Here is a 26,342-nt window from a genome sequence, read left to right on the forward strand (position 1 = left end):
GCGACGAGTTCTTCGGCAACCCGGACGCCCGCTCGCCACGCGCCAAGGACTTCCTGTCCAAGATCCTGAGTCATTGACCCCCGAGGGCGGCGGGCGGTGAAAATCGCGCCATGAGCACGACCACCGCCCCCCAGACCCTCACGATCACCCGCCCAGACGACTGGCACCTGCACGTGCGCGATGGCGCCGCGCTGCAGGCGGTCGTGCCCGACACCGCGCGCCAGTTCGGCCGCGCGATCATCATGCCCAACCTGCGCCCGCCGGTGACCACCACCGCGCAGGCGCTGGCCTACCGCGAGCGCATCGCCGCTGCGGTGCCGGCCGGCGTGGACTTCACGCCGCTGATGACGCTCTACCTGACCGACAACACGCCGCCCGACGAGATCGCCCGTGCCAAGGCCGCCGGCATCGTCGCGCTCAAGCTCTACCCGGCCGGCGCGACCACCAACAGCGACGCTGGCGTGTCCGACATCCGCAAGACCCACGCGACGCTGGAGGCGATGCAGCGCGAGGGCCTGCCCCTGCTGGTGCATGGCGAAGTCACCGATCCGGCCGTCGACATCTTCGACCGCGAGGCCGTCTTCATCGACCAGGTGATGCAGCCGCTGCGGCGCGACTTCCCCGGCCTGAAGATCGTCTTCGAGCACATCACGACCCAGGAGGCGGCCGAGTACGTCGCCGGTGCCGACGCGCTGACCGCCGCCACCCTGACCGCCCACCACCTGCTCTACAACCGCAACGCCATCTTCACCGGCGGCCTGCGCCCGCACCACTACTGCCTGCCGGTGCTCAAGCGCGAGCGCCACCGCGAGGCGCTGGTGCGTGCGGCGACCTCCGGCAGCGCCAAGTTCTTCCTCGGCACCGACAGCGCACCGCACCCGGCCCACCTGAAGGAACACGCCGCCGCCTGCGCCGGCTGCTACACGGCGCTGAGCGCGCTGGAGCTGTATGCCCAGGCCTTCGAGGCCGCCGGCGCGCTGGGCCGCCTGGAAGCCTTCGCCAGCTTCCACGGCCCTGCCTTCTACGGCCTGCCGCGCAACGCCGGCACGGTGACGCTGCGGCGCGAGCCCTGGCAGCTGCCCGAAACCCTCGCCTTCGGCGACGCCACGCTCAAGCCACTGCGCGGCGGCGAGACACTGGACTGGCGCCTGGTGACGGCCTGATGTCGGGACACCGGCACGAGAATTCGCTTCGGTTTCTTGGCAAGTCTGAAGGAGCCGGTTAGGCTGCCTCCTCCGTGTGAAACGTGAGATTTCGCACGCCACAAAGAGGAGCCTCGCATGAACCGTACGACTTCCCTGCGCCTGGCCGGCACCGCCGTCGCCCTGGCCGCCCTGACGGCCTGCAGCACGCCGATGCCGTCGTCCAGCCCGATGAGCTTCTTCATCACCAGCGCCAACCCCGGCAAGGGCGGCGACCTGGGCGGGCTGGCCGGTGCCGACGCCTACTGCCAGAAGCTGGCCACCGAGGCCGGCGCGGGCCACAAGACCTGGCGCGCCTACCTGAGCACCTCGACCGCCGACGGCATCGCGCTGATCAACGCGCGTGACCGCATCGGCAAGGGCCCGTGGCAAAACGCCCAGGGCGTCGTCGTGGCCAACAGCGTGGCCGAGTTGCACGGCACCAACAACCTCAACAAGCAGACCGCCCTGACCGAGAAGGGGCAGGTCGTGAACGGCCGCGGCGACACGCCCAACCTGCACGACATCCTGACCGGGTCCAACCCGGACGGCACCGCCGCCGCGCACACCTGCGGCAACTGGACCTCGCCCGAGGTCGGCGCGGCGATCGTCGGCCACCACGACCGCCAGGGCCTGAACACCTCGCCGCCGATGCTGAGCTGGAGCACCTCGCACCCGACGCGCGGATGCACGATCCCTGCGTTCAACTCGACCGGCGGCGGCGGCTTGTTCTATTGCTTTGCCGTGAATTGACGCGGCTGTTCAGGCGGGCGCGCCAGCGTCCGCCTTGAGCATGGCCTTGATGCCGCGCACCGCCTGGCGGATGCGGCTTTCGTTCTCGATCAGGGCGAAGCGCACGTGGCCGTCGCCGTGGTCGCCGAAGCCGATGCCGGGGCTGACGCAGACCTTGGCGCGTTCGAGCAGCAGGCGCGAGAACTCGAGCGAGCCGAGGTGCGCGTAACGCGGCGGGATCGGGGCCCAGATGTACATCGAGGCCTTCGGGCTCTCGACCGCCCAGCCCGCTTCATTCAGGCCCCGGGCCAGCACGTCGCGGCGCTTCTGGTAGGTCGCGGCGATGTCCTTGACGCATTGCTGCTCGCCTTCCAGCGCGGCGATGGCGGCGACCTGCACCGGCGTGAAGCTGCCGTAGTCGTGGTAGCTCTTGATGCGCGCCAGCGCGTGCACCAGGTCCGGGTTGCCGACCATGAAGCCGATGCGCCAGCCGGCCATGTTGTAGCTCTTGCTGAGCGTGAAGAACTCGACCGCGACGTCCTTCGCGCCCGGCACCTGCATGATGCTCGGCGCCTGCCAGCCGTCGAACACGATGTCGGCATAGGCCAGGTCGTGCACGACCAGGATGTCGTGCTTGCGGGCCAGCGCGACCACGCGCTCGAAGAAGCCCAGCTCGACACACTGCGCCGTCGGGTTGCTCGGAAAGCCCAGCACGATCATCTTGGGCTTGGGGTAGCTGCCGCGGATGGCCCGCTCCAGTTCGGCGAAGAACTGCGCGCCGTCGACGTCGCCCGGCGTGATCGGCACCGAGCGGATGTCCGCCCCGGCGATCACCGCGCCGTAGATGTGGATGGGGTAGCTCGGATCGGGCACCAGCACGGTGTCGCCGCGGTCCAGCGTGGCCAGCATCAGGTGGGCCAGGCCTTCCTTGGAGCCGATCGTGACGATGGCCTCCTTGTCGGCATCGATGGCCACGCCGTAGCGGTCCTGGTACCAGTGGCTGATGGCGCGGCGCAGGCGCGGGATGCCCTTGCTGGCCGAATAACCGTGCGTGTCGGGCCGCTGCGCGACCTCGCACAGCTTGGCCACGATGTGGGCCGGCGTGGCGCCATCGGGGTTGCCCATGCTGAGGTCGATGATGTCCTCGCCACGACGGCGCGCCGCGAGCTTGAGCTCGGCCGTGATGTTGAAGACGTAGGGGGGCAGGCGGTCGATGCGCGCGAAACGGCGCTTGCCAGAACTGGCAACCGGAGAGGAAGACATGACGATGACTTTCACGTGAGCGCCCGGAACCGTCCGAGCGACGTGGCCGTGTGGCACGGCCGGGCCGGATGCTAAGCGACGACCTCGGCGACGCGCCAGTGGCGGGATTGCCACGCCAGAATCGACCGCTCGAAGCCCAACCCACGCCCGGAGACCCGCCCATGATCCCGACCACCTGGCCCGCGCGCTGGCCCTGCCTGCCGGCCGCGCAGGCCCATGACGAGACGCGCCGACTGCCCTTCACCATCGGCGGCGCGCTGGCCGGCAGCGTGCGGCGGGACCATGTGCAGGCCATCGGCGACCTGCTGCCGCGGCACGAAGGCTGGCGCCTGTCGGCCACCGAGGGCGTCGCGATGGACCTGCCGCGCGAGGCCCGCGACGCCACGCTGCAGGCCGTCAACGAGGCCTTGCGCGATGCCGGCCTGATCCGCGCCTGGCGTGGCGAGCCCTATGCGGTGTTCGAGCGACCGGGCCTGCCGCCGCTGGCCATCATCGAACGGGCCGCCGCGCGCTTCTGGGGCAGCAGCACGCTGGGCGCCCACGCGACCGGCTACGTGGCCGATGAACACGGGCCGATCACGCACCTGTGGATCGCGCGCCGGGCGCTCAGCAAGGCGGTCGACCCGGGCAAGCTCGACAACCTCGTCGGCGGGGGCGTGCCCTGGCCGCAGAGCCCCTTCGAGACCCTCGTGCGCGAAGGCTGGGAAGAGGCCGGCCTGGCACCCGAGCGCATGCGCGCGGCCGTGCCCGGCCGCGTCATGCACCTGCGCTGCGACATCCCCGAGGGCCTGCAGGTCGAGTGGCTGCACAGCCACGAGCTGCGGCTTGCGCCCGGGGAGGTGCCGGTCAACCAGGACGGCGAGGTCGGCGAGTTCCTGTGCCTGCCGGTGGCCGAGGCGCTGGAGCGCGCCGCCGGCATCGAGATGACGGTCGACGCGGCGCTGGTCACGCTGGACTTCGCGCTGCGCCACGGCCTGATCGAGGCGACCGAAGCGATCGCGCTGACGCGCCAGATCGACGCGATCACCGTCGCCTGAGACGGCGCCGCCACAGGCTCAGTCGCTGAGCCAGCGCCCCCAGTCGGCAGCCGGCGGCTGCGGGCCGCCGAGCATCGCGAGCATCTTCCACACCACCGTCGTGGTGGTGTCGTAGACCGTGCAGCCGTGGCGGCGCTCCCAGCCGGCGGCCCGGTCGGTCGACACCAGGTTGGTGCAATAGGGCACGACCGCATCGGGCCGGGCCGCGCAGACCTCGTCGACCAGCGCATCGAGCTGCGCGCAGCTGACCTCGGCGAAGCTGAAGTTGTCGGCGATGCCGAGGTGGCGCTCGGCCACCGTCTCGATGCCCAGGCTGCGATAGTTCGCGACGATGCGGGCCTGCACGTCGGCGGTGTAGGGCGTGACCAGCGCGAGCCGGCGCACACCGTCTGCCAGCAAGCGCTCGTTGAGCGCCAGGATCGAGGTGGTGGCGCGGATGCCGGTGGCGGCCTCGATGCGCGCGCACAGCTCGACATCGGTGTCGAAGCCGCGCCAGCCGGCCGCCGTGCCGCTCCAGCCGATCGCGTCGACCTGCGCATCGGCCAGCAGCTCGGCCGCCGCCAGGATGGGGGCCGGATCGAACTGGCCCAGCGCCCCGGCACTCAGGCCGATCCGGGTGACGCGAAAGCGCGAGAAGTGCGCCGTCACGCCCGGCAGCGTGGCCACCATCGCGCTGGTCAGCGGCTCCAGCGCGGTGTTAGACGAGGGCGTGAGGATGCCCAGCCGGATGCGGCGGTACGGGCTGGAGGCGGGGTGGGGGCTCATGGCGGCAGGGCCTGTCGGGCGTGGGTCGAGGAAGCGGAGAACATGGCCACCGCGAGCAGCAGCGCGCAGGCCAGCGCGACCGCCGCGAGCAGCGCCGCATAGACCGGCGTGCTGGCTGAACCGGCGGTGCTGAACAGCAGCGGCGCGGCCGTCAGGCCCAGGTAGCCATGGCCCAGCAGGCGGCCGGCCCAGCGGCCGACTCGGGCCGGTCCGGCCAGTCGCGCGACCTCGGCGACCAGCAGGCCGTTCCAGCCACTCGCGCTCGCGCCCAGCACCAGCATCAGCCCGCCAAAGACCAGCGGCTGCGCGGACGACAGGCCGGGAAGGCCGATCAGCACGGCTCCGCAGGCCGATGCGAGCAAGCCGATCGCCGCGATCAGCCCGGCCGAGCGGCCATGCGCCGGCACCAGCCAGCCCCAGCCCAGTCGCCCGGCCAGGCCACCGGCCTGCAGCAGCGCGACCCAGCCGGCAGCGGCCGCAGGCGCCAGCGCCCAGTGCGTCACCGCATGGCTGAGCAGGAAGACGTTCAGGCTCATCTGCAGGGCCGACAGCGCCAGCGTGGCCAGTGCCAGCGCCTGCACCGGCGCGCTGAACCAGGGCGGTCCGTCCACCGCGCCAGCCTGGCTCACCGCTTGAACCACACCCGCATCGACGGCCTGAGGACGACGGCCCAGCACGACACAGGCCAGCGCCACGCCCGCTGCCAGCAGCGTGCCGGCCACGAAGGGCAGGCGCGCATCCAGCAGCCACAGCGCCGGCAGGCTCAGCGAACCGGCGATGGCACCGAGCTGGTTGCCGGTCTGCCGCCACGCGTAGATGCGGGCGCGCCGGGCCGGACTCAGGTGGCGCGTGGCCGGGCTGAGCAGCGCGGCGCTGGCCGGCGTCTCCGGCCCGAAGGCCAGGCCAATGCACAGCACCGCGAACAGCGCGGCGCGTTCGCCGCCGAGCGCGAGCGCCGCCAGGCCGACCGCGACCGAGCCGGCACAGGCGGCGGCCAAGGCCCAGCCGCCCAGCCGCTGCAGCAGCGCCCCGGCCGCGAAGGCGGCCATCGCACCGACGCCGAACAGCAGCAGGTTCAGCCGCCCGAGCCGCTCGACCGACAGGCCCATCTGCGGTGCCAGCGTGGCCAGCGCGAACAGGCCCAGCGCGACGACCGCCTGCAGCGCCGTCATCGTCAGCAGCGTCGCGGGCAGGCCGACCGGTGCGGCTGCGCCACGCGGGCGCGCTTCCTGCATCGGGCTCATGCCGGCACCATCCGGTCCCGCACACCAGCCCCGAACCGAGGAGAACCCCGATGAACACGACCCTGACGCCCGCTGGCGGGATCTCGCTGCATGCCGTCGACGTCGCCCGCGGCGTGCCTGCCCAAGGCCTGCGCGCCGAGCTGTGGCTGCTGTCGGCGGCCGATCCAGCTGCCGCCGCGCCGCGCTGCATCGCCGATGGCGCCGTGGGCCCGAACGGCCAGCTCGACCACCCCTGCGTGCGCGGCGAGGGCATCGTGCCAGGCATCTACGAGGCCCGCTTCCACGTCGGCGCGCACCTGCGCGAGGCGGTCGGTCCCGAGGCCAGCCCCTTCCTGGACGTGGTGCCCTTCCGCTTCCGCCTGACCGAGGTGGCTCAGCATGTGCACCTGCCCTTCAAGTTCACGCCGTGGGGCTACTCATTGTTCCGAGGTGTCTGAGCGATCACCGGAGCGGGTCGCCGCCTGAGTTCTCGCCGCGCCGTCGGCCAGCAGCCGGGCCATCGCGTCGGGCAGGCCGGCATTCGGCTTGAGCGGCGGCGGTGCACCGCCACCGGCCAGGGCCGGGCCGGGCCGCTGGCGCACCAGCGACTGGGCCTGCCGGACGGCGCAGGACACGCCATCGACCACCGGCACCGGCAGGCGGCCTTCGAGCTGGCGCGACAGCCCGGCCAGCGGCGCGCCGGCCAGGATCAGCACCTCGGCGCCGTCCTCGTGCACCGCCCGTTCGCACAGCGCCAGCAGCACGTCGGCATGCGCGTCGCCGACCCGGTCGATGCGGCCCAGCGCCTGGTCCAGCGCGCGGATGCTGGCCAGCCGGTCGAGCTGGCCCAGGTCGCGGATGACCTCGCGGTACCAGGCCTGGATGCGCTGCGAGATCGCGATCACCGAGACCCGCCGACCCAGCAGCAGCGCGGTCGAGAGCGCCGATTCGGTGAGGCCGATGACGGGCACCGGCAGGACCTCGCGCAGCGCCGCGACGCCCGGGTCGCCGAAGGCGGCGACGATCACCGCGTCATGGCCGGCATGGTCCTCGGCGGCCAGTTGCGCGGCGGCATAGGCGCCGATCAGGGCCTCGAAACGGGTCTCGATGTAGGCCACGCCGAAGGGCGCCGTGCGCAGGGTCAGCGCGGTGCCGGGCTCGGCGCTGCGACGGGCCTCGGCCTCGATCAGCGCGGTCACGCCGGTCGAGATGTTGGGGTTGATGACGAGCAGGCGCATGGCGATCCGGCCGGCGTCAGGCCGTGCGGCGACGTGGCGCCAGCGTCGGCTCGCCACCGCGCAGGAACTGGCCGCGGCCGGCGCGGCCGTGGAAGACCTGGCCGTCCCAGACCACCTCGCCGCGGCTGAGCGTGAGGCTCGGCCAGGCCCGCAGCGTGCGGCCGGCATAGGGCGTGTGGTCGACCGCGTGGTGCAGCATCGTGTTGTCGAGCGTGAAGGTGCGCTCGTCCCACACCACCAGGTCGGCGTCGCTGCCGATCGCGATGGTGCCCTTGCGCGGGTGCAGGCCGTAGGCCTTGGCCGGGTTGGTCGAGGTCAGCTCGACGAAGCGGTTGAGCGTGATGCGCCCGCCCAGCACGCCTTCGGAGTACAGCAGCGGCAGGCGCGTCTCGATGCCCGGAATGCCGTTGGGGATGTGGCGGAAGGGCACCTCCTCGCCGCCCGGCTTCTTGCCCTCGGGGCTGTCGAAGTTGAAGGGCGCGTGGTCGGACGAGAAGACCGTGAACAGCCCGTCGGCCAGGCCGTTCCAGATCACCTGCTGGTTGCTGGCGTCGCGGGGCGGCGGGCTGCAGACGCAGCGCGCGCCCTGGTAGCTGTCGTCGATGCCGAGGTCCTCGGCGCTCAGGAACAGGTACTGCGGGCAGGTCTCGGCATGGACCTGCAGGCCATGCGCGCGGCCCCAGCGGATCTGCTCGACCGCCTCGCGGCCGGAGACGTGCACGATCAGGATGGGCACGTCGACCAGCTCGGCCAGCGCCATCGCGCGGTGGGTGGCCTCGCGCTCGACCAGCATCGGCCGGGCATGGGCGTGGTAGCGCGGCGCGGTGCGGCCGGCGGCTTCGAGGCGCTGGGTCAGCCACTCGATGCAGTCGGCGTTCTCGGCATGGACCATCGCCATCGCGCCGTGCTCGCGGGCCACCGCCAGCACGTCCAGGATCTGGCCGTCGTCGAGCTTCAGGTCGTCGTAGGTCATGTACAGCTTGAAGGAGCTGTAGCCGGCCGCGATCAGCGCCGGCAGTTCGACCTCCAGCACGGTGGGCGTCGGGTCGCTGACGATCAGGTGGAAGGCGTAGTCGACATGGGCGCGGCCTTTGGCGCGGCGGTGGTAGTCGTCCACGGCGGCCTGCAGCGACTCGCCCTTGACCTGCGCGGCGAAGGGGATGACGGTGGTCGTGCCACCGCAGGCGGCGCTGCGCGTGCCGGTGTCGAAGTCGTCGGCCATGCGCACCGGCGGCGTCATCGGCTGGTCGAGGTGGCAATGGCCGTCGACGCCGCCGGGCGTGACGACGCGACCGGCCGCGTCGATCTCCTGCCGGCCCGGCCCGAGGCCGTGGCCGAGCATGGCGATCCGGCCGTCGCGGATGCCGATGTCGGCATCGAAGACATCGCTGGCGGTGGCCACGCGGGCCCGGCGCAGCACGAGGTCGAAGTCGGTCGTCATGGGCATGTTCCGTTCAGCGGATCCGGCGGCTGATGCCGGTCAGCTTTTCCATCGTCACCATCAGGATCAGCGTGGCGAAGACCATCAGGCTGGCGACGGCGGCGATGCTCACGTCGAGCTTGCTTTCCAGGTCCTGCCACATGCGGATGGGCAGCATGTCGGTCTGCGCATCGCGCAGGAACAGCGACACCGGCACGTTGTCGAACGAGGACATGAAGGTGATGAAGGCCCCGGCGGCGATGCCTGGGGCGATCAGCGGCAGCGTCACGCGGCGGAAGGTGTAGAGCCGTCCGGCGCCCAGGCTGGCCGAGCTTTCCAGCAGCACCGAGGGCAGCTGCGCCAGCGCCGCCACGGTGGTGCGGATCACGTAGGGCACGCCGACGACGGTGTGGCCGATCACCAGCGTGGCCAGCGACAGGCCCACGCCGATGCGCGAGAAGTAGATCAGCGCGGCCAGCCCGAAGGCCAGCGCCGGCAGCACCAGCGGCGACATGAAGAAGCTGTCGAGCACGCGGGCCATCGCATGTTCGGACCGGGCGATGGCCAGCGCGGCCGACACGCCCAGCAGCACCGACAGCGCGGTCGCCGCCAGCGCGACCTTCAGGCTGTTCATGGCCGCGTACTGCAGCTGCCAGGCATCGACCAGGGCGGTGTACCAGCGCAGCGAGTAGGCCGGCGGCGGGAACTTCAGCGAGTAGCCGTCGGAGAAGGACACGATCACCACCACCAGCGTGGGCGCGAGCAGCAGCGCTGCGGCCAGCAGCGCGAGGCCGCCGAGCAGGCCATGCAGCGTGATCGTCGAGAGGTCATGGCGACGTGCGGACATGGGGTGCGGCTCCGGGTGAGGCTCAGGTCGTCGCGCGACCGCGGCTGGCGCGGCCCAGCAGGTTGAGCACGCTGACGCAGCCCAGCACCGCGACCAGGAAGACCAGCGACAGCGCGGCGGCGAACGGCCAGTTCTGCAGCGACGAGGCCTGCTGGTAGATGTACATCGGCATGAACAGCATCTGCCCGCCGCCGATCAGCGACTGCGAGATGAAGGCCGTCACCGAGGCCGCGAAGGTCAGCAGCGCACCGGCCACGATGCCCGGCAGCGACAGCGGCAGCGTGATCAGCCCGAAGGTGCGCCAGGCGCTGGCGCCCAGCGCGGCCGAGGCCTGTTCCAGGTTGGGGTCGAGCTTCTGCAGCGCGGTGATCAGCGGCAGCACCATCAGCGGCAGCTGCACGTTGGCCAGCGCCACCACCAGGCCGCCGCGGGTGTAGAGCAGCTTGAGCGGACCCTCGATCCAGCCGAGGTCCACGAGCGCCGTGTTGACGATGCCCTGCCGGCCCAGGATCACGACCCAGGCGAAGGTCCGCACCACCACGCTGGTCAGCAGCGGCATCACGATCAGCAGCATCAGCAGCTGCTGCAGCCAGGCGGGGCTGCGCACATGGGTCCACGCCAGCGCATAGCCCAGCAGCAGGCACAGGGCGGTCACCTGCACGCCCAGCCACAGCGTGTCGGCCAGCACCGGCAGCGTGAAGTCGTCGCTTGCCACCCGCACGAACTGCGCCGCGCCCATGCTGCCCAGGCTGGTGTCGTTGTACAGCGCGATCAGCACCAGCATCAGCAGCGGCGCGGCGAAGAACAGCAGGAAGAACCCGGCCAGCGGCGTGGCGAACCACAGGCTGGTCGTGGTGACCGGGGCCGAGCGGGGAGGCGAGTGCAGGGTGAGGGTCGTCATCGCGCGAAGGCTCGTGGTGGATCAACGCGGACGCAGCCGGCGCCGGGCCGCCCCAAGGCGGCTGCGCGCCCCCTCGGGGGGCAGGAGCGCAGCGACGTGGGGGCCACAACGACGCAGCCGGCGCCGGGCCGCCCCAAGGCGGCTGCGCGCCCCCTCGGGGGGCAGGAGCGCAGCGACGTGGGGGCTGACATCAAAGTTTGATTTCTTTGTTGAAGCGATCGATCCACGCCGGGCGCTGCTCGTTGATCTTCTTCCAGTCCTGGAACACGAACTTCTTCTTCATCTCGGCCTGGTCGCGGGCCAGCACCTTGGCGATCTCGCCTTCCATCTTCACCTTGCCGTGCGTGGGCACGACGAGGTAGGGCGACTGCATCAGGCGGGTCTGCACCTCGGGCGACAGCGCGGTGTCGATCAGCAGCGCGGCCAGGGCCTTGTTGGGCGAGTTCTTGACGATGTGCACGCTGGTCTTGAAGGCGATGGCACCTTCCTTCGGCGCCACGAACTCGACCGGCACGCCGCGTGCCTTGAGGATCTGGATGGCGTTGAAGTTGCCCGGGCTGATGTCGATCTGGCCCTGCTGGTAGAGCGCGGCCAGGGCACCCGGGTTGGCCGCCACGGCCGCCAGGCTGGGCTTGAGTTCGCTGATCTTCCTGAACGCCGGCTCGATGTTCGACTCGTTGCCGCCGTGCATGCGCGCGAGTTCGACCATGAAGCCAGTGCCCAGCGTCGAGTTCATGTTGGTGATGCCGACGCGGCCCTTGTACTCGGGCTTCCACAGGTCGGCCCAGGAGGTCGGCGGCGTCTTGATCTTCTCGGGGTTGTAGGTCAGGCCGACGACCTGGAAGAACATCGCCGGGCCGTGCGGGTCCTGCGCCTCGGTGATCAGGTCGCCGTAGTGCTTGCTCTGGGCGACCGGGAAGGGCTCGACCAGGTCCTGCGCGATGGCGGTCAGCGCCGGACCCGGATCGTGCAGCATCACGTCGATGGGCGGGTTGTTGCGCGCGGCGGTGACCTTGGCGATCTGGTCGACCGACAGCATCGGGTCGAGCAGCACCTCGTTGCCGGACTTGCGGAAGGCCGGCACCAGCACGTCGCGGTGGGCTTCCTCCCAGCTGCCGGTGAAGGTGGCGAAGACCAGCTTGCGGGCCTGCGCACGGGTCAGTTGCGGGAACAGCGTCATCGCGCTGAGGGTCAGCGCGGAGCCGAGCAGCGAGCGGCGGTCGAGGGTCATGGCAGGTCCTGTGACGTGGAAGTTGAGGGTCGGGCGAACAGGTGGCTCAGTCCATGAGCCAGCGAGAGATCAGGGCGCGGCGAACAGGCTGACGGCCTCGGGCGCGACCGGCCGCACCCGCACCGGCGTGGCGGCGGCGCGCGCCTGGGAGCCGGGGCTGCGTGGCTCGCTCAGCTTGATCGGCCGGCCGCTGCCGGTGCGCAGCTCGTGCACCAGCGTCGCACCCAGCGCCATGCCCAGCTCGACGTGCGCGCCCAGCGTGGCCGGGTCGTCCGGCGAGGCCGCGTCCAGCCGCAGGTTTTCGGGCCGCACGCAGGCGATCACCGCGCTGCCGGCGGCCAGTGGGCTGCGCGGCGCCCGGGCCTGCCAGAGCGCGCCGCCGTCGTCCAGGCGGACCCAGGCGCGTTCGCCGTCGATGCCTTCGAGCCGGCCGGACAGCACGTTGGCGCTGCCGACGAACTGGTTGACGAAGAAGGTCGCCGGGCGGTCGTAGACGGTCTCGGGCGCATCGAACTGTTCGAGCTTGCCGTGGCTCAGCACGGCGACGCGGTCGGCCATGCCCAGCGCCTCCTCCTGGTCGTGCGTGACGATCAGCGTGGTCGTGCCGGCACTGCGCTGGATGCGCTTGATCTCGATCTGCATGTCCAGGCGCAGGCTCTTGTCGAGCGCCGAGAAGGGCTCGTCGAGCAGCAGCACGCGCGGCTCGATGGCCAGCGCCCGCGCCAGCGCGACGCGCTGCTGCTGGCCGCCCGACAGCTCGCGGGTCTGGCGCTGCGCCAGGTGGCCCATCTGCACCAGCTCCAGCATGTCGGCCACGCGCTGGCGAGCGGCGGCCTTGTCGGTGCCGCGTGCGGCCAGGCCGTAGCCGACGTTCTCGGCCACGCTCATGTGCGGGAACAGCGCGTAGTTCTGGAACACGATGCCGACGTCGCGCCGGTTCGGCGGCAGGTCGTCGATGCGGCGCTCGCCGACCACCACCTTGCCGCTGGTCTGCGCGATGAAGCCGGCCACGATGCGCAGCAGCGTGGTCTTGCCGCAGCCGCTCGGCCCCAGCAGCGCGACCAGCTCGCCGGCCTGCACTTCCAGGGTCACGTGGTCCACCGCCAGCGTCGAGCCGTAGCGGTGAACGATGTCGTCGAGGGTCAGGGGCTGACCGGGATGGGTGGCGCTCATGGCAGCCTGTTTTGCAACCGCCGTGCCAGGCGTCCGGATTCGTTTTGTATCCAATCTTGAAGACCCCGTTTCCGCCCATTCACCCTCGCGGATGCCGCTTGGAATCGGACTTGCAAGCGGGTCCTCACCGATCGGCGGGCGATCGGCCGGCCTCCAGTTGCCGCACCGATCTGGATACAAAAGCGGACCCGCCTTGGTGCACCCCGCGCCGACCTGGAGCCCATGCCATGACCTTCCCCGATCCGACGCTGCCGCTGCACCGCTGGCCGGCCCGTGCGCTGGCCGCCGCCGTGCGGGCCGGCCGGCTCAGCGCCGAGGCGATCGCGCAGGCGCAGTGCGCGCGCATCGCCGCGCTGCAGCCGCAGCTCAACGCCTTCGTCGACCATGAGCCGGACCTCGTGCTGGCCGAGGCCCGCGCGGTCGACGCCCGGCTGGCCGCCGGGGCCGACCTGCCGCTGGCGGGCGTGCCCTTCACGGTCAAGGACAACCTCTGGATCGGCGGCCGGCCGGCCACCTTCGGCTCCAGGGTGTACGCCGACTTCATCGCGCTGCAGGACAGCTGGTGCGTGGCGCGGCTGCGTGAACTCGGCGCGGTCGCGCTGGGGCTGACGGCCTGCTCGGAGTTCGCCTGCAAGGGCATCACCGCGACGCCGCTGCACGGCGTCACCCGCAACCCCTGGGACCTGACGCGCACGCCGGGCGGATCGTCCGGCGGCGCGGTCGCCGCGCTGGCCTCGGGCATCGGCGCGCTGGCCCTGGCCACCGATGCGGGCGGGTCGACGCGCCGCCCGGCCGCCCACACCGGCCTGGTCGGCATGAAGCCCACGCTCGGCCGGGTGCCCAACCCGCAGGGCTTCGACGACCCGAACCACCTGCTGTCGGTGATCGGCCAGCTCGGCCGCGACGTCGAGGACGTCGCCTGGATGCTGGACCTGCTGAGCGCCTGGTCGCCGGCCGACCCGCTGTCTTGCCCCGCCTTCGGGCGCAGCGAGCTGATGCGCGCGCTGAAGGACCCGCTGCCGCCGCTGCGGCTGGCCTGGTCGCCCGGCCTGGGCTGCGGCTACCCGATCGATGCGGACGTGCTGGCCGCGCTGGAGGCCGCGATCGAACGCCTGCGCCAGGCGGGCTGGCAGATCGAGCGGGCCGATCCGGCCTGGCCCGAGTCGGCCCGCGAATACCCGCTGATCGCCCTGCAGCAGGCCGGCCTGGCGCAGCTGCACGGCGAGCGCTGGCGACGCGAGCCCGAGCTGTTCGACCCCGACATCGGCGCGCAGATCGAGCTGGGACTGGCGCTGAGCGGCACCCGCATTGCCGAGGTGCTGCGCCTGCGCGAGCAGATCCACCACCGCTTCGAGGCCCTGTTCGCGCGGCACGACGCGCTGCTGTGCCCGGTCTCGCCGGTCGAGGCCTGGCCGGTCGGCCTGCTCGGCCCGGCCACCATCGGCGGCCAGCCGGCCGGGCCGCGTGGCCATGCGGCCTACACGCCGTGGTTCAACTACGCCGGGCTGCCGGCGCTGTCGCTGCCCTGCGGCCTGGGCCGGCAAGGCCTGCCGGTGGGCCTGCAGATCGCCGCACCGCGCTTCCGTGACGACCTCGTGCTGCGGCTGGCCTGGCAGGCCGAACAGGTGCTGGGGCCGCAGCCGGTCGCGCCGTGGATGACGGTCTGAGGAAGGCGGCCTGAGGAAGGCGGCCTGAGCCGGCTGGATCAGCCCAGCAGCACCGTCGCCAGGTCGTCGTCGTCCGGCACGGGCTCGGGGCCGTCGTCGGCCAGCAGGCCGAGCGCCTGCGCGATGTGGGCGAGGTGGTGGTCCATCAGGTGGCAGGCGCGCTCGGCGTCGCCGGCCTCGATCGCGTCGATCAGGCGGGTGTGCTCGTCGTTCGGGCAGGCCGCCGCGGTCGGGGCCTCGAAGCTCAGGATGGCCAGGCAGGTCAGCGGCGTCAGCTCCCGCATCATGCGGTGCGAGATGCCGCTGCCGCTCAGCTCGGCCAGCAGCACGTGGAACTCGCCGGACAGCCGCACGGCAGCGCGCCGGTCGCCGCGGGCGTGGGCCTGGTGCTCGCGCTCGACCAGCGCGCGCAGGCGCCGCACCGCGTCGCGCGCCTGGCCCAGCGCCAGCCGGCGCAGCAGGCGCCGGACGATGCCCGGTTCGAGCGTGCGGCGCACCTCCAGCACGTCCAGCGCCTCGGCGGCGCTGGGGGTGGTGACGAAGGCACCGCGGTTGGGGATCAGCGTGACCAGCTGCTCCACCGCCAGCCGCTGCAGCACGCCGCGCACCTGGGTGCGGCTGACGTGGAACAGCTCGGCCACGCGCTCCTCGGTCAGCTTGGTGCCGGGCAGCAGGCGGTGTTCGACGATCGCGGTGTAGATCCGCGCGTGGATGTCGTCCTTGGACGCGGCGGCAGCGGCCCGGCGCGGACGGCCGGCGAGGGGGGGCAGGGACATGGCGGGTGCATTTGAGCAAACGCCATGCCGGCGCGCATCCGCACGGGATGCGCGGCGCCGTCGGTCAGCGCGCGGCGGTGCTGATGACCGGCGCCGGGGCGGGGGTCCAGACCACGCTGGCCGGCGGCTGGACCAGGAAGGTGTTAGCGTCGACGGTCGAGCCGCCGGCGGCCAGCCGTGCGCGGGCCTGGATGGCCGGGTGCTCGGCGTTCGCGTGTTGCACGGCCCAGCGCGGGCTGGCCGGGTGGCCGACCAGGTGCGGGGCGGCATCACGGGCCTGCACTTCGGCGATCACGGCCGGCGCGGCATCGACCCGCGCGGCGGTGGCCGGGTGGCTGAAGGGCAGCGCGGCTTCGGCTGGGGCGCTGGCCATGGCCAGCAGCGCGGTGGCGGAGATGGCGGCGAACAGCGTGGCAGCGGCAAGGTGCCTGGAAGACATGGCGGTTCCTTCGTGGAGAACGTGACAGGAAGGCGGCGCATTCATGTTGCGACGCAGCATGATCAGTGTAAACCCTAGGTTTTGGGCGCCACCTGGCCGCCCCCAAGACCGGTGACCGGATCCGGAAAAACTGCACGAGGCTGGCGCCAGCACCCGTCCAGCACCCCTGCCCGTCACAATCGCGCTCCGGTCAGCGGCCGCCAGACGCCGCGCCGCGGTCACCCTGGAATCCCCATGTCCTTCGCCTCGCTGGGCCTCGCGCCCGAACTGCTGCATGCGCTGTCCGAACAGGGCCTGCGCAGCCCGACCCCCGTCCAGACCCTGGCGATCCCGGCGGTCCTGCGCGGCGACGACCTGCTGTGTCGCGCGCCGACCGGCTCGGGCAAGACGCTGGCCTATGCGCTGCCGCTGCTGCAGGGCCTGCAGATCTCCCGCCGGCCGTGGCCGCGCCGCACCCAGGCGCTGGTGCTGCTGCCCACGCGCGAGCTGGCGCAGCAGGTCGGCGGCGTGCTGGAAGACCTGGCGCGCCGGCTGCCCGAGCCGCCCAAGGTGGTCACCGCCATCGGCGGCCTGTCGATCAACCCGCAGCTGATGGCGTTGCGCGGCGGTGCCGAGGTGGTGGTGGCCACGCCCGGCCGGCTGCTCGACCTGCTCGACCACAACGGCCTGCGGCTGCAGGCCCTGAGCACGCTGGTGCTCGACGAGGCCGACCGGCTGCTCGACCTGGGCTTCGCCGAGGAATGGGCCGCGATCCGCAGCCGCCTGCCGCCGCTGCGCGCCCGCGCCGATGGCCGCACGCTGCAGCAGCTGCTGTTCTCGGCCACGCTGGACCAGGCGGTGCGCGGCCTGGCCGATGCCCTGCTGCAGCGCCCGCTGACGATCGACCTGAGCGGCATCGAGCCGGCTGCGACCCTGGGCGCCGATGGCGGCGACGATGCCGCCACCGCAAGAGCCGCCGCAGAGCCCGCCGCGGTCGCGCTGCCGCACCCGGACATCCAGCAGCGCGCCATCGTGGTCGACACCACCCGCCGCACCGGCGCGCTGCGCCGGCTGCTGACCGACCACCCGGAATGGGACGCGGTGCTGGTCTTCGTCGGCACCCGCATGGCCACCGAGCGGGTGGCTCACAAGCTGAGCCTGGAAGGCCTGCACGCCGCACCCCTGCACGGCGAGATGAGCCAGGGCGCACGCGACGCGGTGCTGGCCGACTTCCGGCTCAAGCGGCTGCGGGTGCTGGTCACGACCGATCTCGCGGCGCGCGGCCTGGACATCGCCGGCCTGCCACTGGTCGTCAACTACGACCTGCCGCGCGCAGCGGCCGACCATGTCCACCGCATCGGCCGGACCGGCCGGGGCGGCACGGCGGGCACCGCCATCAGCTTCGTGACGCCGGCCGGCGAGGCCCACTTCCGCGTGATCGAGAAACGCCAGCAGCAGCGCGTGCCGCGCGAGGTGCTGCCCGGCTACGAGCCGACCGAGGTCGCGCCCCCGCCGCCGGTCGACGGCAACGGCGGCATCAAGGGCCGCCGGCCGAGCAAGAAGGACAAGCTGCGCGCGGCGGCCACAGCGGCCGCAGCCGGCGGGTCCGGGCCGCGGCCGCCGCGACGCTGATCAGGGCCGTTCGCCAGCGCGCAGGCGCGCCTCGATCGTCTCCAGCGCCGGCAGCAGGTCGGCCACGCTGTCGATCACCAGGTGGGCACCCTCGGCCAGCAGCCGGGCCTGGGCCTCGGCCCGCAGCGACGCCTGCTCGACGGGGGCCAGCGCCTGCCAGGCCTCGCGGCTCAGGCCGACTGCGTTGCCGCTGATCGCCACGCCGATCGCCCAGGTGCCGGCGGCGCGGCCTTCCTGCAGGCCCACGCCGGTGTCGTCGACCTTGACGACGCGGTGCGGCGGCCAGACGCCGAGGTCGGCGAAGCAGCGGTACATCATCAGCGGCGAGGGCCGGCCGGCGGCCAGGTCGCCGGCGCAGACGAGGTTGTCGGGCGCAAAGCCGGCCTGCGCGGCCAGCGGCACCAGCACGTCCATGATGGGCCGGTTGTAGCCGGTGGTCGAACCGATCTTCAGGCCGCGCGCGCGCAGCGCCTGCACGGTCTCCAGCGCACCCGGGATCAGGTCGGCGTGATCGGGGATGACGGCCGCGTTCATCGGCGTGAAGACCTCGTGCAGCTCGTCCACGTCGGCCGCCGTGAAGGGCCGGCCATGGCGGGCCTGCCACTGCGCGGCCACGCGCGGCAGCTGGCCCAGCGCGTGGATGTGGTCCCACTTGGCCATGCCCATCGGGCCGCGCGCCTCGGCGATGCTCAGCGCGATGCCGTAGCGCGCGAACAGCTGCACGAAGGCGCCCATCGGGGCGCGCGAGCCGAAGTCGATGACGGTGCCGGCCCAGTCGAACACGACGGCGGCCAGGGAGTTGTCGGAAGTCGAGGGGAGGGTCATGGTCATCGGCTGCTGCGCGCGAAAGTGGATCGATGGGAGTGGCTCACGTCCAGCGCGCGGCGAGCGCACGGCCGATGGCATCGACCGCCTGCTGCATCTCGTGCCGGCCGATCGCGCCGATGCAGCCGACGCGGAAGGTCTCGACCTGCGTCAGCTTGCCCGGATAGAGCAGGTAGCCCTGCGCCTTCACCGCGGCGTAGAAGGCCTTGAAGTCGTAGCCCGGATCGGCCGGCGCGTGGAAGGTGACGATGATGGGCGAGACCCGCTCGGGCGTCAGGAAGGTGCGCAGGCCCAGCGCGCGCAGGCCGTCGACCAGCGTGCGGCAGTTGTCCTGGTAGCGCGCCAGGCGGGCCGGCTGGCCGCCTTCCTCCTCGAACTGGCGCATCGCCTCGGCCAGCGCCGCGACGACGTGGGTCGGCGGCGTGAAGCGCCACTGGCCGGTGCGCTGCAGGTAGGCATGCTGGTCCTGCAGGTCCATCGCCAGCGAATGGCTGTTGCCGGCACAGGCATCGATCAGCTCGCGGCGGATGAAGACGAAGCCCATGCCGGGCACGCCCTCCAGGCACTTGCCGCTGGCCGCGATCAGCGCGTCGAAGCGGATCTCGCGCGCATCGATGGGCAGGGCCGCGAAGGCGCTCATCGCGTCGACGATCAGGCCGCGGCCGAGCCGCTCGCAGACCTCGGCCACCTCGGCCAGCGGGTTGACCACGCCGGTGCCGGTCTCGCAATGGATCAGGCCGACGTGGGTGATGCTGGCGTCGGCGCGCAACAGCGCCTCCAGCTCGGCGGCGCTGACCGGCGCGTCCTCGGCGCGGCTGTGCAGCGTCGTGCGGCGGCCCATCAGCGTGGCGAGCTTGCCCATGCGCTGGCAGTAGGCGCCGTTGTCGAGCACCAGCAGGTGGCCGTCGCGCGGCACCAGCGTGGCCACCGCCGCCTCGACGCTGAAGGTGCCGCTGCCCTGCAAGGGCACGACGACATGGCTGTCGGCCGCGTGGATGACGTCCAGCAGGCGACGCCGCAGGCCGGCGGTCAGCGCGTTGAAGTCGGCATCCCAGGAACCCCAGTCGCGCAGCATCGCGAGCTTGGTGCGCAGGGTGGTGGTCAGGGGTCCGGGTGTCAGCAGGATGGGGTCGCGGTCCATGGCGGGTGTGGCGCTGGCCGGGTTGGCCGTCGTGGGGATCAAGGGCTGGCCGGCTCGCGCCAGGCCTGGGTGTGGCGGCGGACCACGCGGGCCAGCAGCAGGTAGAGCAGGGACACCAGCGCCGAGGTCGCGGTGATCAGCACCGCCATCGCGGCGGCCGCGCCGGTCTCGCCGGCCTCGTCGAGGTTGAGGATCGCGACCGAGGCCAGCCGGGTGTCGGGCGTGTAGAGGAAGACCACCGCCGACACCGTCGTCATCGCGTTGATGAAGAAGTAGCGCGAGACGTCGACCAGCGTGGGCAGGCAGATCGGCAGCGTGACGCGCCAGCAGGTCCGCAGCAGCGGCACCTTGAGCGAGGCGGACACGGCCTCGAACTCCGGATCGATGGCCTTGAGCGCCGTCGTCATCGTCAGGTGACCGGTCGTGTAGAAGTGGACCAGCGTGCACAGCACCAGCAGCGCGCCGGTCTGGTAGAGGCCATGCAGCGGGTTGGACGGCGCGTTGAAGAACAGGATCGCGCCGAGGCCCAGCACCAGCCCCGGCACCGCCATCGGCAGCAGCGCCAGCAGGCCCAGCAGCGCGCGGGCCCAGGCGGGCGGGCGGGCCTTCTCCTGCAGCCAGGCGCCCAGGAAGACCAGCACCGGGCCGGCCAGCGCGGTGCCGGCGGCGAGCTTCAGGCTGTTGACCAGCGCGACATCCAGCTCGGCATCGATCAGGCCGGTCGTGTAGTGGACCAGGCTGGGTGCGAGGTTGTAGGGCCAGAAGGTCGCGAAGGACGCGAACACCGCCATGCCGAACAGCGCCAGCAGGGTCGCGGCCACCAGCGCGCAGGCGGCCAGCATCAGGCCGTCGAAGGCGGGCGAGCGGCGCGGCACCCACATCACCGCGCGGGCCGTCAGCATGGCGGTCTGGCGGCGCTGGACCAGCTGGTCGACGCCGAAGCTCAGCAGCGCCGGCAGCAGCAGCAGCAGCGCCACGACCGCGCCACGCTGGAAGTCCTGCTGGCCGATGACGAGCTTGAAGACGTCGGTGGCCAGCACGTTGAAGTTGCCGCCAATGACCTTGGGGATGCCGAAGTCGGTGATGACCAGCGTGAAGCTGACCAGCCCGGCCGACACCAGCCCGTAGCGCGCCCCCGGCAGCGTGATGGTCAGGAACTGGCGCAGCGCGCGGGTACCCATCGCGTCGGCGGCCTCGTAGAGCCGCGCATCGGCCAGTCGCAGCGCGCTGACCAGGATCATCAGCGCATGCGGGAAGACCGCGAAGCACTCGGCCAGCACGATGCCGGGCGCGCCGTAGATGCCGTCGAAGCCGAGCGCGCGCCAGCTGTCGCGCAGCAGGCCCTGGTTGCCGAACCAGTGGATCAGCGAGATCGCCGACAGCAGCGACGGCGCCAGCAGCGGCAGCAGCGTGATGCCGCGCAGCAGGCCCTTGAACGGCATCGCGCTGCGCGTCAGCGCATGGGCGAACACGAAGGCCAGCGGCAGCACGATCAGCGTCACCAGCATCGACACCCACAGGCTGTTGACCAGGCTGCCGCGCAGCGCCGGCGAGGCCAGGTAGTCGGCCAGCCGGTTCAGGGCCTGAGCCCAGCCTTCGGCGGCCACGCCCTCGGCGGGCGCGAAGGCCTGCGACAGGATCGCCGCCAGCGGTCCGGCCAGGCCGACCAGCAGCAGCGCCAGCACGGCCAGCCGCAGCGCACCGATCCAGGCATCGGCGGCGGTGCGGCGCAGGCGCGGCGGCGCGGGCCGGACGGCGAGGCGGTCGAACCAGGCCGCGGTCATGCGGCGATCCTCTGCGGCGACGCGCCGGCCGGGGCCGTGGCATCGAACACCCGCAGCCGGTCGGTCCGCAGCGCGAAGCGCAGCCAGGCGCCGACGTGCACGTCGAACTCGTCCATCTGGTTGAGCGAGAACTGCAGCAGCAGCGGCGCGGCCAGGCCGTCGACGCGCAGCGTGGCCAGGCAGTTGCCGCCCAGGAACTCGATCGCGTCGACCCGGCCGTGGCACAGGCCGGGCGTCGCTGGGTCGAGGCCGTCCAGCCCTTCCAGCCGGCGGTCCTCGGGTCGCAGGAACAGCGTCACCGGCGTGCCCGGCGCATGCGCCACGTCGGCATGGGCCGGCAGGCGCAGCTCGCCGCAGCGGTACCAGCCACCACCTTCGGCCCGCGCGTCCAGCCGGTTGCACTTGCCGATGAAGTCGGCGACGAAGGGCGTCGCCGGCTCGCGGTAGACCTGCATCGGCGTGCCGACCTGCTCGATGCGCCCGCCGTTCATCACGACGATGCGGTCGGCCACCGACAGCGCCTCCTCCTGGTCGTGCGTGACCATGATGGTGGTCACGCCCAGCTGGCGTTGCAGCGCCCGGATCTCGTGGCGCAGCCGCACCCGCACGATGGCGTCGAGCGCGGACAGCGGCTCGTCGAGCAGCAGCAGGCCGGGCGAGGTCGCCAGCGCCCGCGCCAGCGCGACGCGCTGCTGCTGGCCACCCGACATCTGCGCCGGGTACTTGTGCTCGCTGCCGGGCAGGCCGACGCGGTCGAGCAACTCGTCGACGCGCCGCCGGATGGCCTCGCGCGAGCCGCCGCCGTTGACCAGGCCGTAGGCCACGTTCTGGCCGATCGTCAGGTTGGGGAACAGCGCATACGACTGGAACACGATGCCGTAGTCGCGCCGCGCCGGCGGCAGGCGGGAGATGTCGCGCCCGTCCTGCACCAGCGTGCCGGCACTCTGCAGTTCGAGTCCCGCGATGATGCGCAGCAGCGTGGTCTTGCCGCAGCCCGAGGGGCCGAGGAAGCACACGAACTCGCCGCGCCCGATCGTCAGGTCGATGCCGTCCAGGGCGGTGAAGCCGCCCCAGACCTTGCGGATGCCGCGCAGGGCGAGGCAGGGCGACGGGTTCACTTGCGCACTTCGCTCTTGGCGTCGTAGCGCTTGAGCCACTCGGCCAGCACGCGCTCGCGGCCGGCGGCGGCGGCGTCGAAGTCCAGCTTGATCAGGCGCTTCTCGTAGTCGGCGGGGATGTTGGGCAGCTTGGGCGCGACGCCGGGCTGGGCGGTCAGCGCGAAGTTCTTGCCGTACAACATCATGGCGTCCTTGCTCGACGCCCAGTCGGCCAGCTTGCGGGCGGCCTCCGTGTTGCGCGTGCCCTTGTGGATCGCGAAGGCCTCCAGGTCCCAGCCCAGGCCTTCCTTGGGGAACACCAGCTCGATCGGCGCGCCCTTGGTCTTGTTGGACTGCGCGCGGTACTCGAAGGAGATGCCGGCGACGTACTCGCCGGCCGCGGCCATGTTGCAGGGCTTGCTGCCCGAGTGCGTGTACTGGGCGATGTTGGCGTGCAGCGCGTCCATGTACTGCCAGCCGCCACCCTTGCCGTTGTCATCGCCCCAGAGCGACAGCCAGGCCACCACGTCGAAGTAGCCGGTGCCGGACGAGGCCGGGTTGGGCATCACGACCTGGCCCTTGAACTCCGGCCGGGTCAGGTCCTTCCAGCTGGTCGGGATGGGGATGTTGCGCTTGGCGGCCTCGACGGTGTTGAAGCAGACCGTCGCGCCGAACACGTTCATGCCCCACCAGGCCGGCGGGTTCTTCTTGTCCCGGTACTGCGACATGATGGCGTCGAGGTTCAGCGGCGCATACGGCTCGAGCATGCCGTTGCGGTTGAGCAGCGCCAGGCTGGACGCCGCCACGCCCCAGACCACGTCGGCCTGCGGGTTGGCCTTCTCGGCCAGCAGCTTGGCGGTGATGACGCCGGTGGAGTCGCGCACCCACTTGATCTCGATGCCGGGATGGACCGAGTTGAAGGCCTGCTGGTAGGCCTTGAGCTGGTCGGTTTCCAGCGCGGTATAGACGGTCAGCGTGGTCTTCTGGGCCAGCGCGGCACCGCTGCAGACCAGGGCGATGGCGGCGGCAAGGGTGCCGCGCAGGACGTTCGGTCGGGTCATCGAGAGCTCCGTTGGATGGATGCCCGGTTTGTAGGAGCGCCGCATGACAGCCCCGTGTCAAGCCCGTCTTTCGTCGATTGCCGGTTGTCGATTGTCGACAATCTTCATTTCGAGGGGAATTCAGGCGCTGTCCGGGCCACTGTCACGGTCACAATCCGGACCCGATCCGCACATGCCGCCCACCCGGCCGCACCACACGCCCATGTCGACCGAGAACATCGCCCTGCTGCAAGGCACCTCGCTGGCCACCCTGGTGCAGGCCGAGGTCGAGCGCCTGATCCTGGACGGCACGCTCGCCCCCGGCGCCAAGCTGACCGAGGCCGACCTGGTCGCGCGCCTGGGCGTCTCGCGCGGGCCGATCCGGGAGGCCTTCCGCATGCTGGAGGAGGCCGGCCTGGTCCGCACCGAGAAGAACCGCGGCGTGTTCGTGCGCGAGCTGCCGATCGAGGAGGTGCTGGAGATCTTCGAGGTCCGCGCGCTGATGGACCAGCACGTCGGACGTCGCCTGGCCGGGACCGCCACCGCCGCGCAGTCCCGCGAACTGCGCAAGTTCGTCGAGGTGATGGAGAGCGCCGCCAAGGCCGGCGACGCGGCCGCCTTCCACCTGCACAACCTGCAGTTCCACGACCGCCTGCTGGAGCTGGCCGGCAACGCCAAGCTGGCAGCGACCTACCGCAAGCTCACCAACGAGCTGAAGCTGTACCGGCGCCAGAACCTCACGTCCGAGTCGATGGCGGTCTACGCCCGCGAGCACCGGCAGATCGTGCGTGCCATCTCGGCCGGCGACGTCGAGGCCGCCGGCCAGGCCATGCACGACCACGTCATGAACAGCCGCGAGCGCACCTGGCAGCGCCACCTGGCCGCGCAGGCCGCGTCTGTTCCGGCGTCTGTTCCGGCGTCCGTTTCGTCCCCCGGACCGGCCGCCGCGCCACGCCCGGCCCCGCGCCGCCGCTCGCCGGCCTGAGCGGTGGCCACGGCCGACATCCCGGTCCCGGTGCTGCTGGCCGTGCTGGCCGGCGCGGCGCTGCACGCGAGCTGGAACGCGCTGATCAAGTCCTCGCACGACAAGTCGCTCGACACCGCGCTGATCCACGGCCTGGCCACGCTGGTGGCCGTGCCGATGCTGCTGTGGTTCGGCCCACCGGTGCCGGCCGCCTGGCCCTGGGTCGCCGGCTCGATGCTGATCCACATCGGCTACTACGTCGCGCTGGCCGGCGCCTACCGGCATGGCGACCTGGGCCTGACCTATCCGGTGATGCGCGGCAGCGCGCCGCTGCTGGTGGCGCTGGCCAGCGCCTCGCTGCTGGGCGAGACGCTGTCGCCGCTGGCCTGGCTGGGCGTCGCCACCCTCAGCGTCGGCGTGCTGGCGCTGGGGCTGTCACGCCAGCCGCGCCGGGTCGATGCCTCGGCGTCGGACCAGCGCCGGCGGGCCTTGCTGTTCGCGCTGCTCAACGCCGGCTTCATCGCCGCCTACACCGTCGTCGACGGGCTGGGCGTGCGGGCGGCCGGTCAGGCCGGTCCCTACGTCGCCGCGCTGTTCCTGTTCGACGGCCTGCCCTACCTGCTGCTGGTGCTGTGGCAGCGCCGGGCCGACCTGCCCGCCGTGCGCGCCTATGCGGCCAGCCGCTGGCCGCTGGCCTCGCTGGGCACGCTGGCGTCGATCGGCAGCTACGGCATCGCGCTGTGGGCGATGACGCGTGCGCCGGTGGCCACGGTGGCGGCGCTGCGCGAGACCTCGGTGCTGTTCGCGGCGCTGCTGGGCACGCTGCTGCTGCGCGAGCCCTTCGGCTGGCAGCGCGGCATGGCCACGGCGGTCATCGTCGGCGGGGTGATCACCTTGCGGCTGGGCTGAAACCGGCGTCCCGGCCACCAACCCCCAACTGGGTCGACAGCTTGTCGCGCCGTGGGTCGCAGCGCCCGATGGGCGTCCCGATGACAGGGCCTTGGAAGCTCACGTACAAGCTCGGCTTCCGCCAACTCAGGAGCCTTTGCGCATGTCCGACCTGTCCGATCGCCCCGCCCGCCTGACCGCCGCCGACTTCGATCCCGCCGTGCTCAAGCTGTTCGACCAGTACGTGCATGGCCTGCTGGACCGACGCGGCTTTCTCGACCAGGCCGGCCGCTACGCCGCCGTCGCCGGCACCACCTCGGTGGCGCTGCTGGCCGCGCTCAGCCCCGACTTCGCCAGCGCCCAGCAGGTCAAGCCCGACGACGGCCGGATCAAGGCCGAGACCGTCACCATCGCCTCGCCGAACGGCTCGGGCTCGATCAAGGCCTATGTCTGCCGACCGGCCCAAGCCAGCGGCCCGCTGCCGGTCGTGCTGGTGGTGCACGAGAACCGCGGCCTGAACCCGCACATCGAGGACATCACCCGCCGCCTGGCGCTGGACAACTTCATCGCCGTCGCGCCCGATGCGCTGACCGCGCTGGGCGGCTATCCCGGCGACGAGGACAAGGCCCGCGAGGCCTTCGGCAAGCTCGACCAGGCCAAGATCCGGCAGGACTTCCTGGCCGCCGCCGCCTGGACCCGCACGCTCGCCGGCGCCAGCGGCAAGCTCGGCTCGGTCGGCTTCTGCTATGGCGGCGGCATGGTGAACTTCCTGGCCACGCAGCTGCCCGAGCTGGTCGCCGGCGCGCCCTTCTACGGCCCGGCCCCGGCAGCCGATCAGGTCGCGAAGATCAAGGCCGAGCTGTTCATCGTCTACGCCGAGAACGACGAGCGCATCAACGCTGGCTGGCCGGCCTACGAGAGCGCGCTGAAGGCCGCCGGCGTGCGCCACGCCGCCCAGGTCTACGCCGGCACGCAGCACGGCTTCAACAACGACACCACGCCACGCTTCGACGCCAAGGCCGCCGCGCAGGCCTGGGCCAGCACGCTGGCGCTGTTCAACCGCACGCTGCGCGCCTGAGCCCGCATGGCGTGGGGCCCC

At 72.1% G+C, this 26,342-nt stretch carries 24 protein-coding genes and 1 pseudogene; 9 read left to right on the forward strand and 16 right to left on the reverse strand.

Features of this window, described 5'->3' with window-relative positions; genetic code table 11:
* Positions 1-110: 110 nt before the first annotated feature.
* On the forward strand, positions 111-1,163 hold the full coding sequence (gene pyrC, locus Q8X39_RS17030) for a dihydroorotase (protein WP_305750885.1): 1,053 nt from the start codon (positions 111-113) through the stop codon (positions 1,161-1,163).
* A 117-nt stretch (positions 1,164-1,280) separates the two neighbouring features.
* Positions 1,281-1,934 carry a hypothetical protein gene (locus Q8X39_RS17035; protein WP_305750886.1) on the forward strand — a complete coding sequence of 218 codons (654 nt, stop codon included), beginning with the start codon at positions 1,281-1,283 and terminating at the stop codon, positions 1,932-1,934.
* A 9-nt stretch (positions 1,935-1,943) separates the two neighbouring features.
* On the opposite strand, the gene alaC is transcribed toward Q8X39_RS17035, so the two are convergent.
* Positions 1,944-3,176, reverse strand: coding sequence for an alanine transaminase (alaC, locus tag Q8X39_RS17040; protein WP_305750887.1), 1,233 nt, complete (start codon positions 3,174-3,176; stop codon positions 1,944-1,946).
* A 161-nt stretch (positions 3,177-3,337) separates the two neighbouring features.
* Between alaC and Q8X39_RS17045 the strand changes: the two genes are divergently transcribed.
* Positions 3,338-4,213 (forward strand): NUDIX hydrolase, encoded by an 876-nt coding sequence (locus Q8X39_RS17045; protein ID WP_305750888.1) that lies wholly within the window; start codon positions 3,338-3,340, stop codon positions 4,211-4,213.
* A gap of 18 nt (positions 4,214-4,231) precedes the next feature.
* On the opposite strand, the gene Q8X39_RS17050 is transcribed toward Q8X39_RS17045, so the two are convergent.
* Complete coding sequence (locus Q8X39_RS17050) at positions 4,232-4,978, reverse strand: maleate cis-trans isomerase family protein (protein WP_305750889.1); 747 nt, start codon at positions 4,976-4,978, stop codon at positions 4,232-4,234.
* Positions 4,975-6,222 (reverse strand): MFS transporter, encoded by a 1,248-nt coding sequence (locus Q8X39_RS17055; protein ID WP_305750890.1) that lies wholly within the window; start codon positions 6,220-6,222, stop codon positions 4,975-4,977. Before Q8X39_RS17055 ends, Q8X39_RS17050 begins: the two co-directional genes overlap by 4 nt.
* A 50-nt stretch (positions 6,223-6,272) precedes the next feature.
* Between Q8X39_RS17055 and Q8X39_RS17060 the strand changes: the two genes are divergently transcribed.
* Positions 6,273-6,659, forward strand: coding sequence for a hydroxyisourate hydrolase (locus tag Q8X39_RS17060; protein ID WP_305750891.1), 387 nt, complete (start codon positions 6,273-6,275; stop codon positions 6,657-6,659).
* On the opposite strand, the gene Q8X39_RS17065 is transcribed toward Q8X39_RS17060, so the two are convergent.
* The 6 genes from Q8X39_RS17065 to Q8X39_RS17090 form a co-directional block, all read right to left on the reverse strand.
* Positions 6,639-7,439: an aspartate/glutamate racemase family protein gene (locus Q8X39_RS17065; protein WP_305750892.1), complete on the reverse strand. Its 801-nt coding sequence runs from the start codon at positions 7,437-7,439 to the stop codon at positions 6,639-6,641. The two genes, Q8X39_RS17060 and Q8X39_RS17065, sit on opposite strands and share 21 nt — an antisense overlap.
* Before the next feature lie 16 nt (positions 7,440-7,455).
* Positions 7,456-8,880, reverse strand: coding sequence for a dihydropyrimidinase (gene hydA / locus Q8X39_RS17070; RefSeq protein WP_305751005.1), 1,425 nt, complete (start codon positions 8,878-8,880; stop codon positions 7,456-7,458).
* Positions 8,881-8,893: 13 nt separating this feature from the next.
* The gene (locus Q8X39_RS17075) at positions 8,894-9,706 is read right to left on the reverse strand and encodes an ABC transporter permease (RefSeq protein ID WP_305750893.1); all 813 of its coding nucleotides are present in this window, start codon (positions 9,704-9,706) and stop codon (positions 8,894-8,896) included.
* Between the two features lie 22 nt (positions 9,707-9,728).
* Complete coding sequence (locus Q8X39_RS17080; protein WP_305750894.1) at positions 9,729-10,607, reverse strand: ABC transporter permease; 879 nt, start codon at positions 10,605-10,607, stop codon at positions 9,729-9,731.
* Between the two features lie 190 nt (positions 10,608-10,797).
* Positions 10,798-11,838, reverse strand: a complete 1,041-nt coding sequence (locus tag Q8X39_RS17085) for an ABC transporter substrate-binding protein (protein ID WP_305750895.1) — start codon at positions 11,836-11,838, stop codon at positions 10,798-10,800.
* A 69-nt stretch (positions 11,839-11,907) separates the two neighbouring features.
* Positions 11,908-13,011, reverse strand: coding sequence for an ABC transporter ATP-binding protein (locus tag Q8X39_RS17090; RefSeq protein WP_305750896.1), 1,104 nt, complete (start codon positions 13,009-13,011; stop codon positions 11,908-11,910).
* Between the two features lie 227 nt (positions 13,012-13,238).
* Here Q8X39_RS17090 and Q8X39_RS17095 point away from each other — a divergent pair, with 227 nt between their 5' ends.
* Positions 13,239-14,678, forward strand: a complete 1,440-nt coding sequence (locus Q8X39_RS17095) for an amidase (protein ID WP_305750897.1) — start codon at positions 13,239-13,241, stop codon at positions 14,676-14,678.
* Between the two features lie 38 nt (positions 14,679-14,716).
* Here the strand turns inward: Q8X39_RS17095 and Q8X39_RS17100 are convergent, their stop codons facing one another.
* On the reverse strand, positions 14,717-15,454 hold the full coding sequence (locus Q8X39_RS17100; protein WP_305750898.1) for a GntR family transcriptional regulator: 738 nt from the start codon (positions 15,452-15,454) through the stop codon (positions 14,717-14,719).
* A gap of 64 nt (positions 15,455-15,518) precedes the next feature.
* The gene (locus Q8X39_RS17105; RefSeq protein WP_305750899.1) at positions 15,519-15,893 is read right to left on the reverse strand and encodes a hypothetical protein; all 375 of its coding nucleotides are present in this window, start codon (positions 15,891-15,893) and stop codon (positions 15,519-15,521) included.
* 234 nt (positions 15,894-16,127) lie between these two features.
* Between Q8X39_RS17105 and Q8X39_RS17110 the strand changes: the two genes are divergently transcribed.
* Complete coding sequence (locus Q8X39_RS17110) at positions 16,128-17,504, forward strand: DEAD/DEAH box helicase (RefSeq protein ID WP_305750900.1); 1,377 nt, start codon at positions 16,128-16,130, stop codon at positions 17,502-17,504.
* 27 nt (positions 17,505-17,531) lie between these two features.
* Here Q8X39_RS17110 and phnX read toward each other — a convergent pair.
* The 5 genes and pseudogenes from phnX to Q8X39_RS17135 all read right to left on the reverse strand — a co-directional run.
* Positions 17,532-18,410, reverse strand: a pseudogene (gene phnX, locus Q8X39_RS17115) (phosphonoacetaldehyde hydrolase); the annotation flags it as partial.
* Positions 18,373-19,470, reverse strand: coding sequence for a 2-aminoethylphosphonate--pyruvate transaminase (locus Q8X39_RS17120; RefSeq protein ID WP_305750902.1), 1,098 nt, complete (start codon positions 19,468-19,470; stop codon positions 18,373-18,375). The pseudogene phnX and the gene Q8X39_RS17120, both read right to left, overlap by 38 nt.
* A gap of 38 nt (positions 19,471-19,508) precedes the next feature.
* Positions 19,509-21,254: a putative 2-aminoethylphosphonate ABC transporter permease subunit gene (locus Q8X39_RS17125; protein ID WP_305750903.1), complete on the reverse strand. Its 1,746-nt coding sequence runs from the start codon at positions 21,252-21,254 to the stop codon at positions 19,509-19,511.
* The gene (locus tag Q8X39_RS17130) at positions 21,251-22,372 is read right to left on the reverse strand and encodes a putative 2-aminoethylphosphonate ABC transporter ATP-binding protein (RefSeq protein ID WP_305750904.1); all 1,122 of its coding nucleotides are present in this window, start codon (positions 22,370-22,372) and stop codon (positions 21,251-21,253) included. The genes Q8X39_RS17125 and Q8X39_RS17130 overlap by 4 nt, the downstream gene beginning before the upstream one ends.
* On the reverse strand, positions 22,369-23,412 hold the full coding sequence (locus Q8X39_RS17135) for a putative 2-aminoethylphosphonate ABC transporter substrate-binding protein (protein ID WP_305750905.1): 1,044 nt from the start codon (positions 23,410-23,412) through the stop codon (positions 22,369-22,371). The genes Q8X39_RS17130 and Q8X39_RS17135 overlap by 4 nt, the downstream gene beginning before the upstream one ends.
* Positions 23,413-23,614: 202 nt before the next feature.
* Here Q8X39_RS17135 and Q8X39_RS17140 point away from each other — a divergent pair, with 202 nt between their 5' ends.
* The 3 genes from Q8X39_RS17140 to Q8X39_RS17150 all read left to right on the forward strand — a co-directional run bounded on the left by Q8X39_RS17140 (position 23,615) and on the right by Q8X39_RS17150 (position 26,321).
* Complete coding sequence (locus Q8X39_RS17140) at positions 23,615-24,376, forward strand: phosphonate utilization associated transcriptional regulator (protein ID WP_305750906.1); 762 nt, start codon at positions 23,615-23,617, stop codon at positions 24,374-24,376.
* A gap of 3 nt (positions 24,377-24,379) precedes the next feature.
* Positions 24,380-25,264: a DMT family transporter gene (locus Q8X39_RS17145; RefSeq protein ID WP_305750907.1), complete on the forward strand. Its 885-nt coding sequence runs from the start codon at positions 24,380-24,382 to the stop codon at positions 25,262-25,264.
* Positions 25,265-25,406: 142 nt separating this feature from the next.
* Positions 25,407-26,321, forward strand: a complete 915-nt coding sequence (locus Q8X39_RS17150) for a dienelactone hydrolase family protein (RefSeq protein ID WP_305750908.1) — start codon at positions 25,407-25,409, stop codon at positions 26,319-26,321.
* Positions 26,322-26,342: the final 21 nt, after the last annotated feature.

The organism is Leptothrix discophora (genome assembly GCF_030705305.1).
Lineage (GTDB): Bacteria > Pseudomonadota > Gammaproteobacteria > Burkholderiales > Burkholderiaceae_C > Sphaerotilus > Sphaerotilus discophorus.

Coding starts and splice junctions, on each gene's coding strand:
- pyrC (WP_305750885.1), top strand. CDS start 111: ATGAGCACGACCACCGCCCCCCAGACCCTCACGATCACCCGCCCAGAC.
- Q8X39_RS17035 (WP_305750886.1), top strand. CDS start 1,281: ATGAACCGTACGACTTCCCTGCGCCTGGCCGGCACCGCCGTCGCCCTG.
- alaC (WP_305750887.1), bottom strand. CDS start 3,176: ATGTCTTCCTCTCCGGTTGCCAGTTCTGGCAAGCGCCGTTTCGCGCGC.
- Q8X39_RS17045 (WP_305750888.1), top strand. CDS start 3,338: ATGATCCCGACCACCTGGCCCGCGCGCTGGCCCTGCCTGCCGGCCGCG.
- Q8X39_RS17050 (WP_305750889.1), bottom strand. CDS start 4,978: ATGAGCCCCCACCCCGCCTCCAGCCCGTACCGCCGCATCCGGCTGGGC.
- Q8X39_RS17055 (WP_305750890.1), bottom strand. CDS start 6,222: ATGAGCCCGATGCAGGAAGCGCGCCCGCGTGGCGCAGCCGCACCGGTC.
- Q8X39_RS17060 (WP_305750891.1), top strand. CDS start 6,273: ATGAACACGACCCTGACGCCCGCTGGCGGGATCTCGCTGCATGCCGTC.
- Q8X39_RS17065 (WP_305750892.1), bottom strand. CDS start 7,439: ATGCGCCTGCTCGTCATCAACCCCAACATCTCGACCGGCGTGACCGCG.
- hydA (WP_305751005.1), bottom strand. CDS start 8,880: ATGACGACCGACTTCGACCTCGTGCTGCGCCGGGCCCGCGTGGCCACC.
- Q8X39_RS17075 (WP_305750893.1), bottom strand. CDS start 9,706: ATGTCCGCACGTCGCCATGACCTCTCGACGATCACGCTGCATGGCCTG.
- Q8X39_RS17080 (WP_305750894.1), bottom strand. CDS start 10,607: ATGACGACCCTCACCCTGCACTCGCCTCCCCGCTCGGCCCCGGTCACC.
- Q8X39_RS17085 (WP_305750895.1), bottom strand. CDS start 11,838: ATGACCCTCGACCGCCGCTCGCTGCTCGGCTCCGCGCTGACCCTCAGC.
- Q8X39_RS17090 (WP_305750896.1), bottom strand. CDS start 13,011: ATGAGCGCCACCCATCCCGGTCAGCCCCTGACCCTCGACGACATCGTT.
- Q8X39_RS17095 (WP_305750897.1), top strand. CDS start 13,239: ATGACCTTCCCCGATCCGACGCTGCCGCTGCACCGCTGGCCGGCCCGT.
- Q8X39_RS17100 (WP_305750898.1), bottom strand. CDS start 15,454: ATGTCCCTGCCCCCCCTCGCCGGCCGTCCGCGCCGGGCCGCTGCCGCC.
- Q8X39_RS17105 (WP_305750899.1), bottom strand. CDS start 15,893: ATGTCTTCCAGGCACCTTGCCGCTGCCACGCTGTTCGCCGCCATCTCC.
- Q8X39_RS17110 (WP_305750900.1), top strand. CDS start 16,128: ATGTCCTTCGCCTCGCTGGGCCTCGCGCCCGAACTGCTGCATGCGCTG.
- Q8X39_RS17120 (WP_305750902.1), bottom strand. CDS start 19,470: ATGGACCGCGACCCCATCCTGCTGACACCCGGACCCCTGACCACCACC.
- Q8X39_RS17125 (WP_305750903.1), bottom strand. CDS start 21,254: ATGACCGCGGCCTGGTTCGACCGCCTCGCCGTCCGGCCCGCGCCGCCG.
- Q8X39_RS17135 (WP_305750905.1), bottom strand. CDS start 23,412: ATGACCCGACCGAACGTCCTGCGCGGCACCCTTGCCGCCGCCATCGCC.
- Q8X39_RS17140 (WP_305750906.1), top strand. CDS start 23,615: ATGTCGACCGAGAACATCGCCCTGCTGCAAGGCACCTCGCTGGCCACC.
- Q8X39_RS17150 (WP_305750908.1), top strand. CDS start 25,407: ATGTCCGACCTGTCCGATCGCCCCGCCCGCCTGACCGCCGCCGACTTC.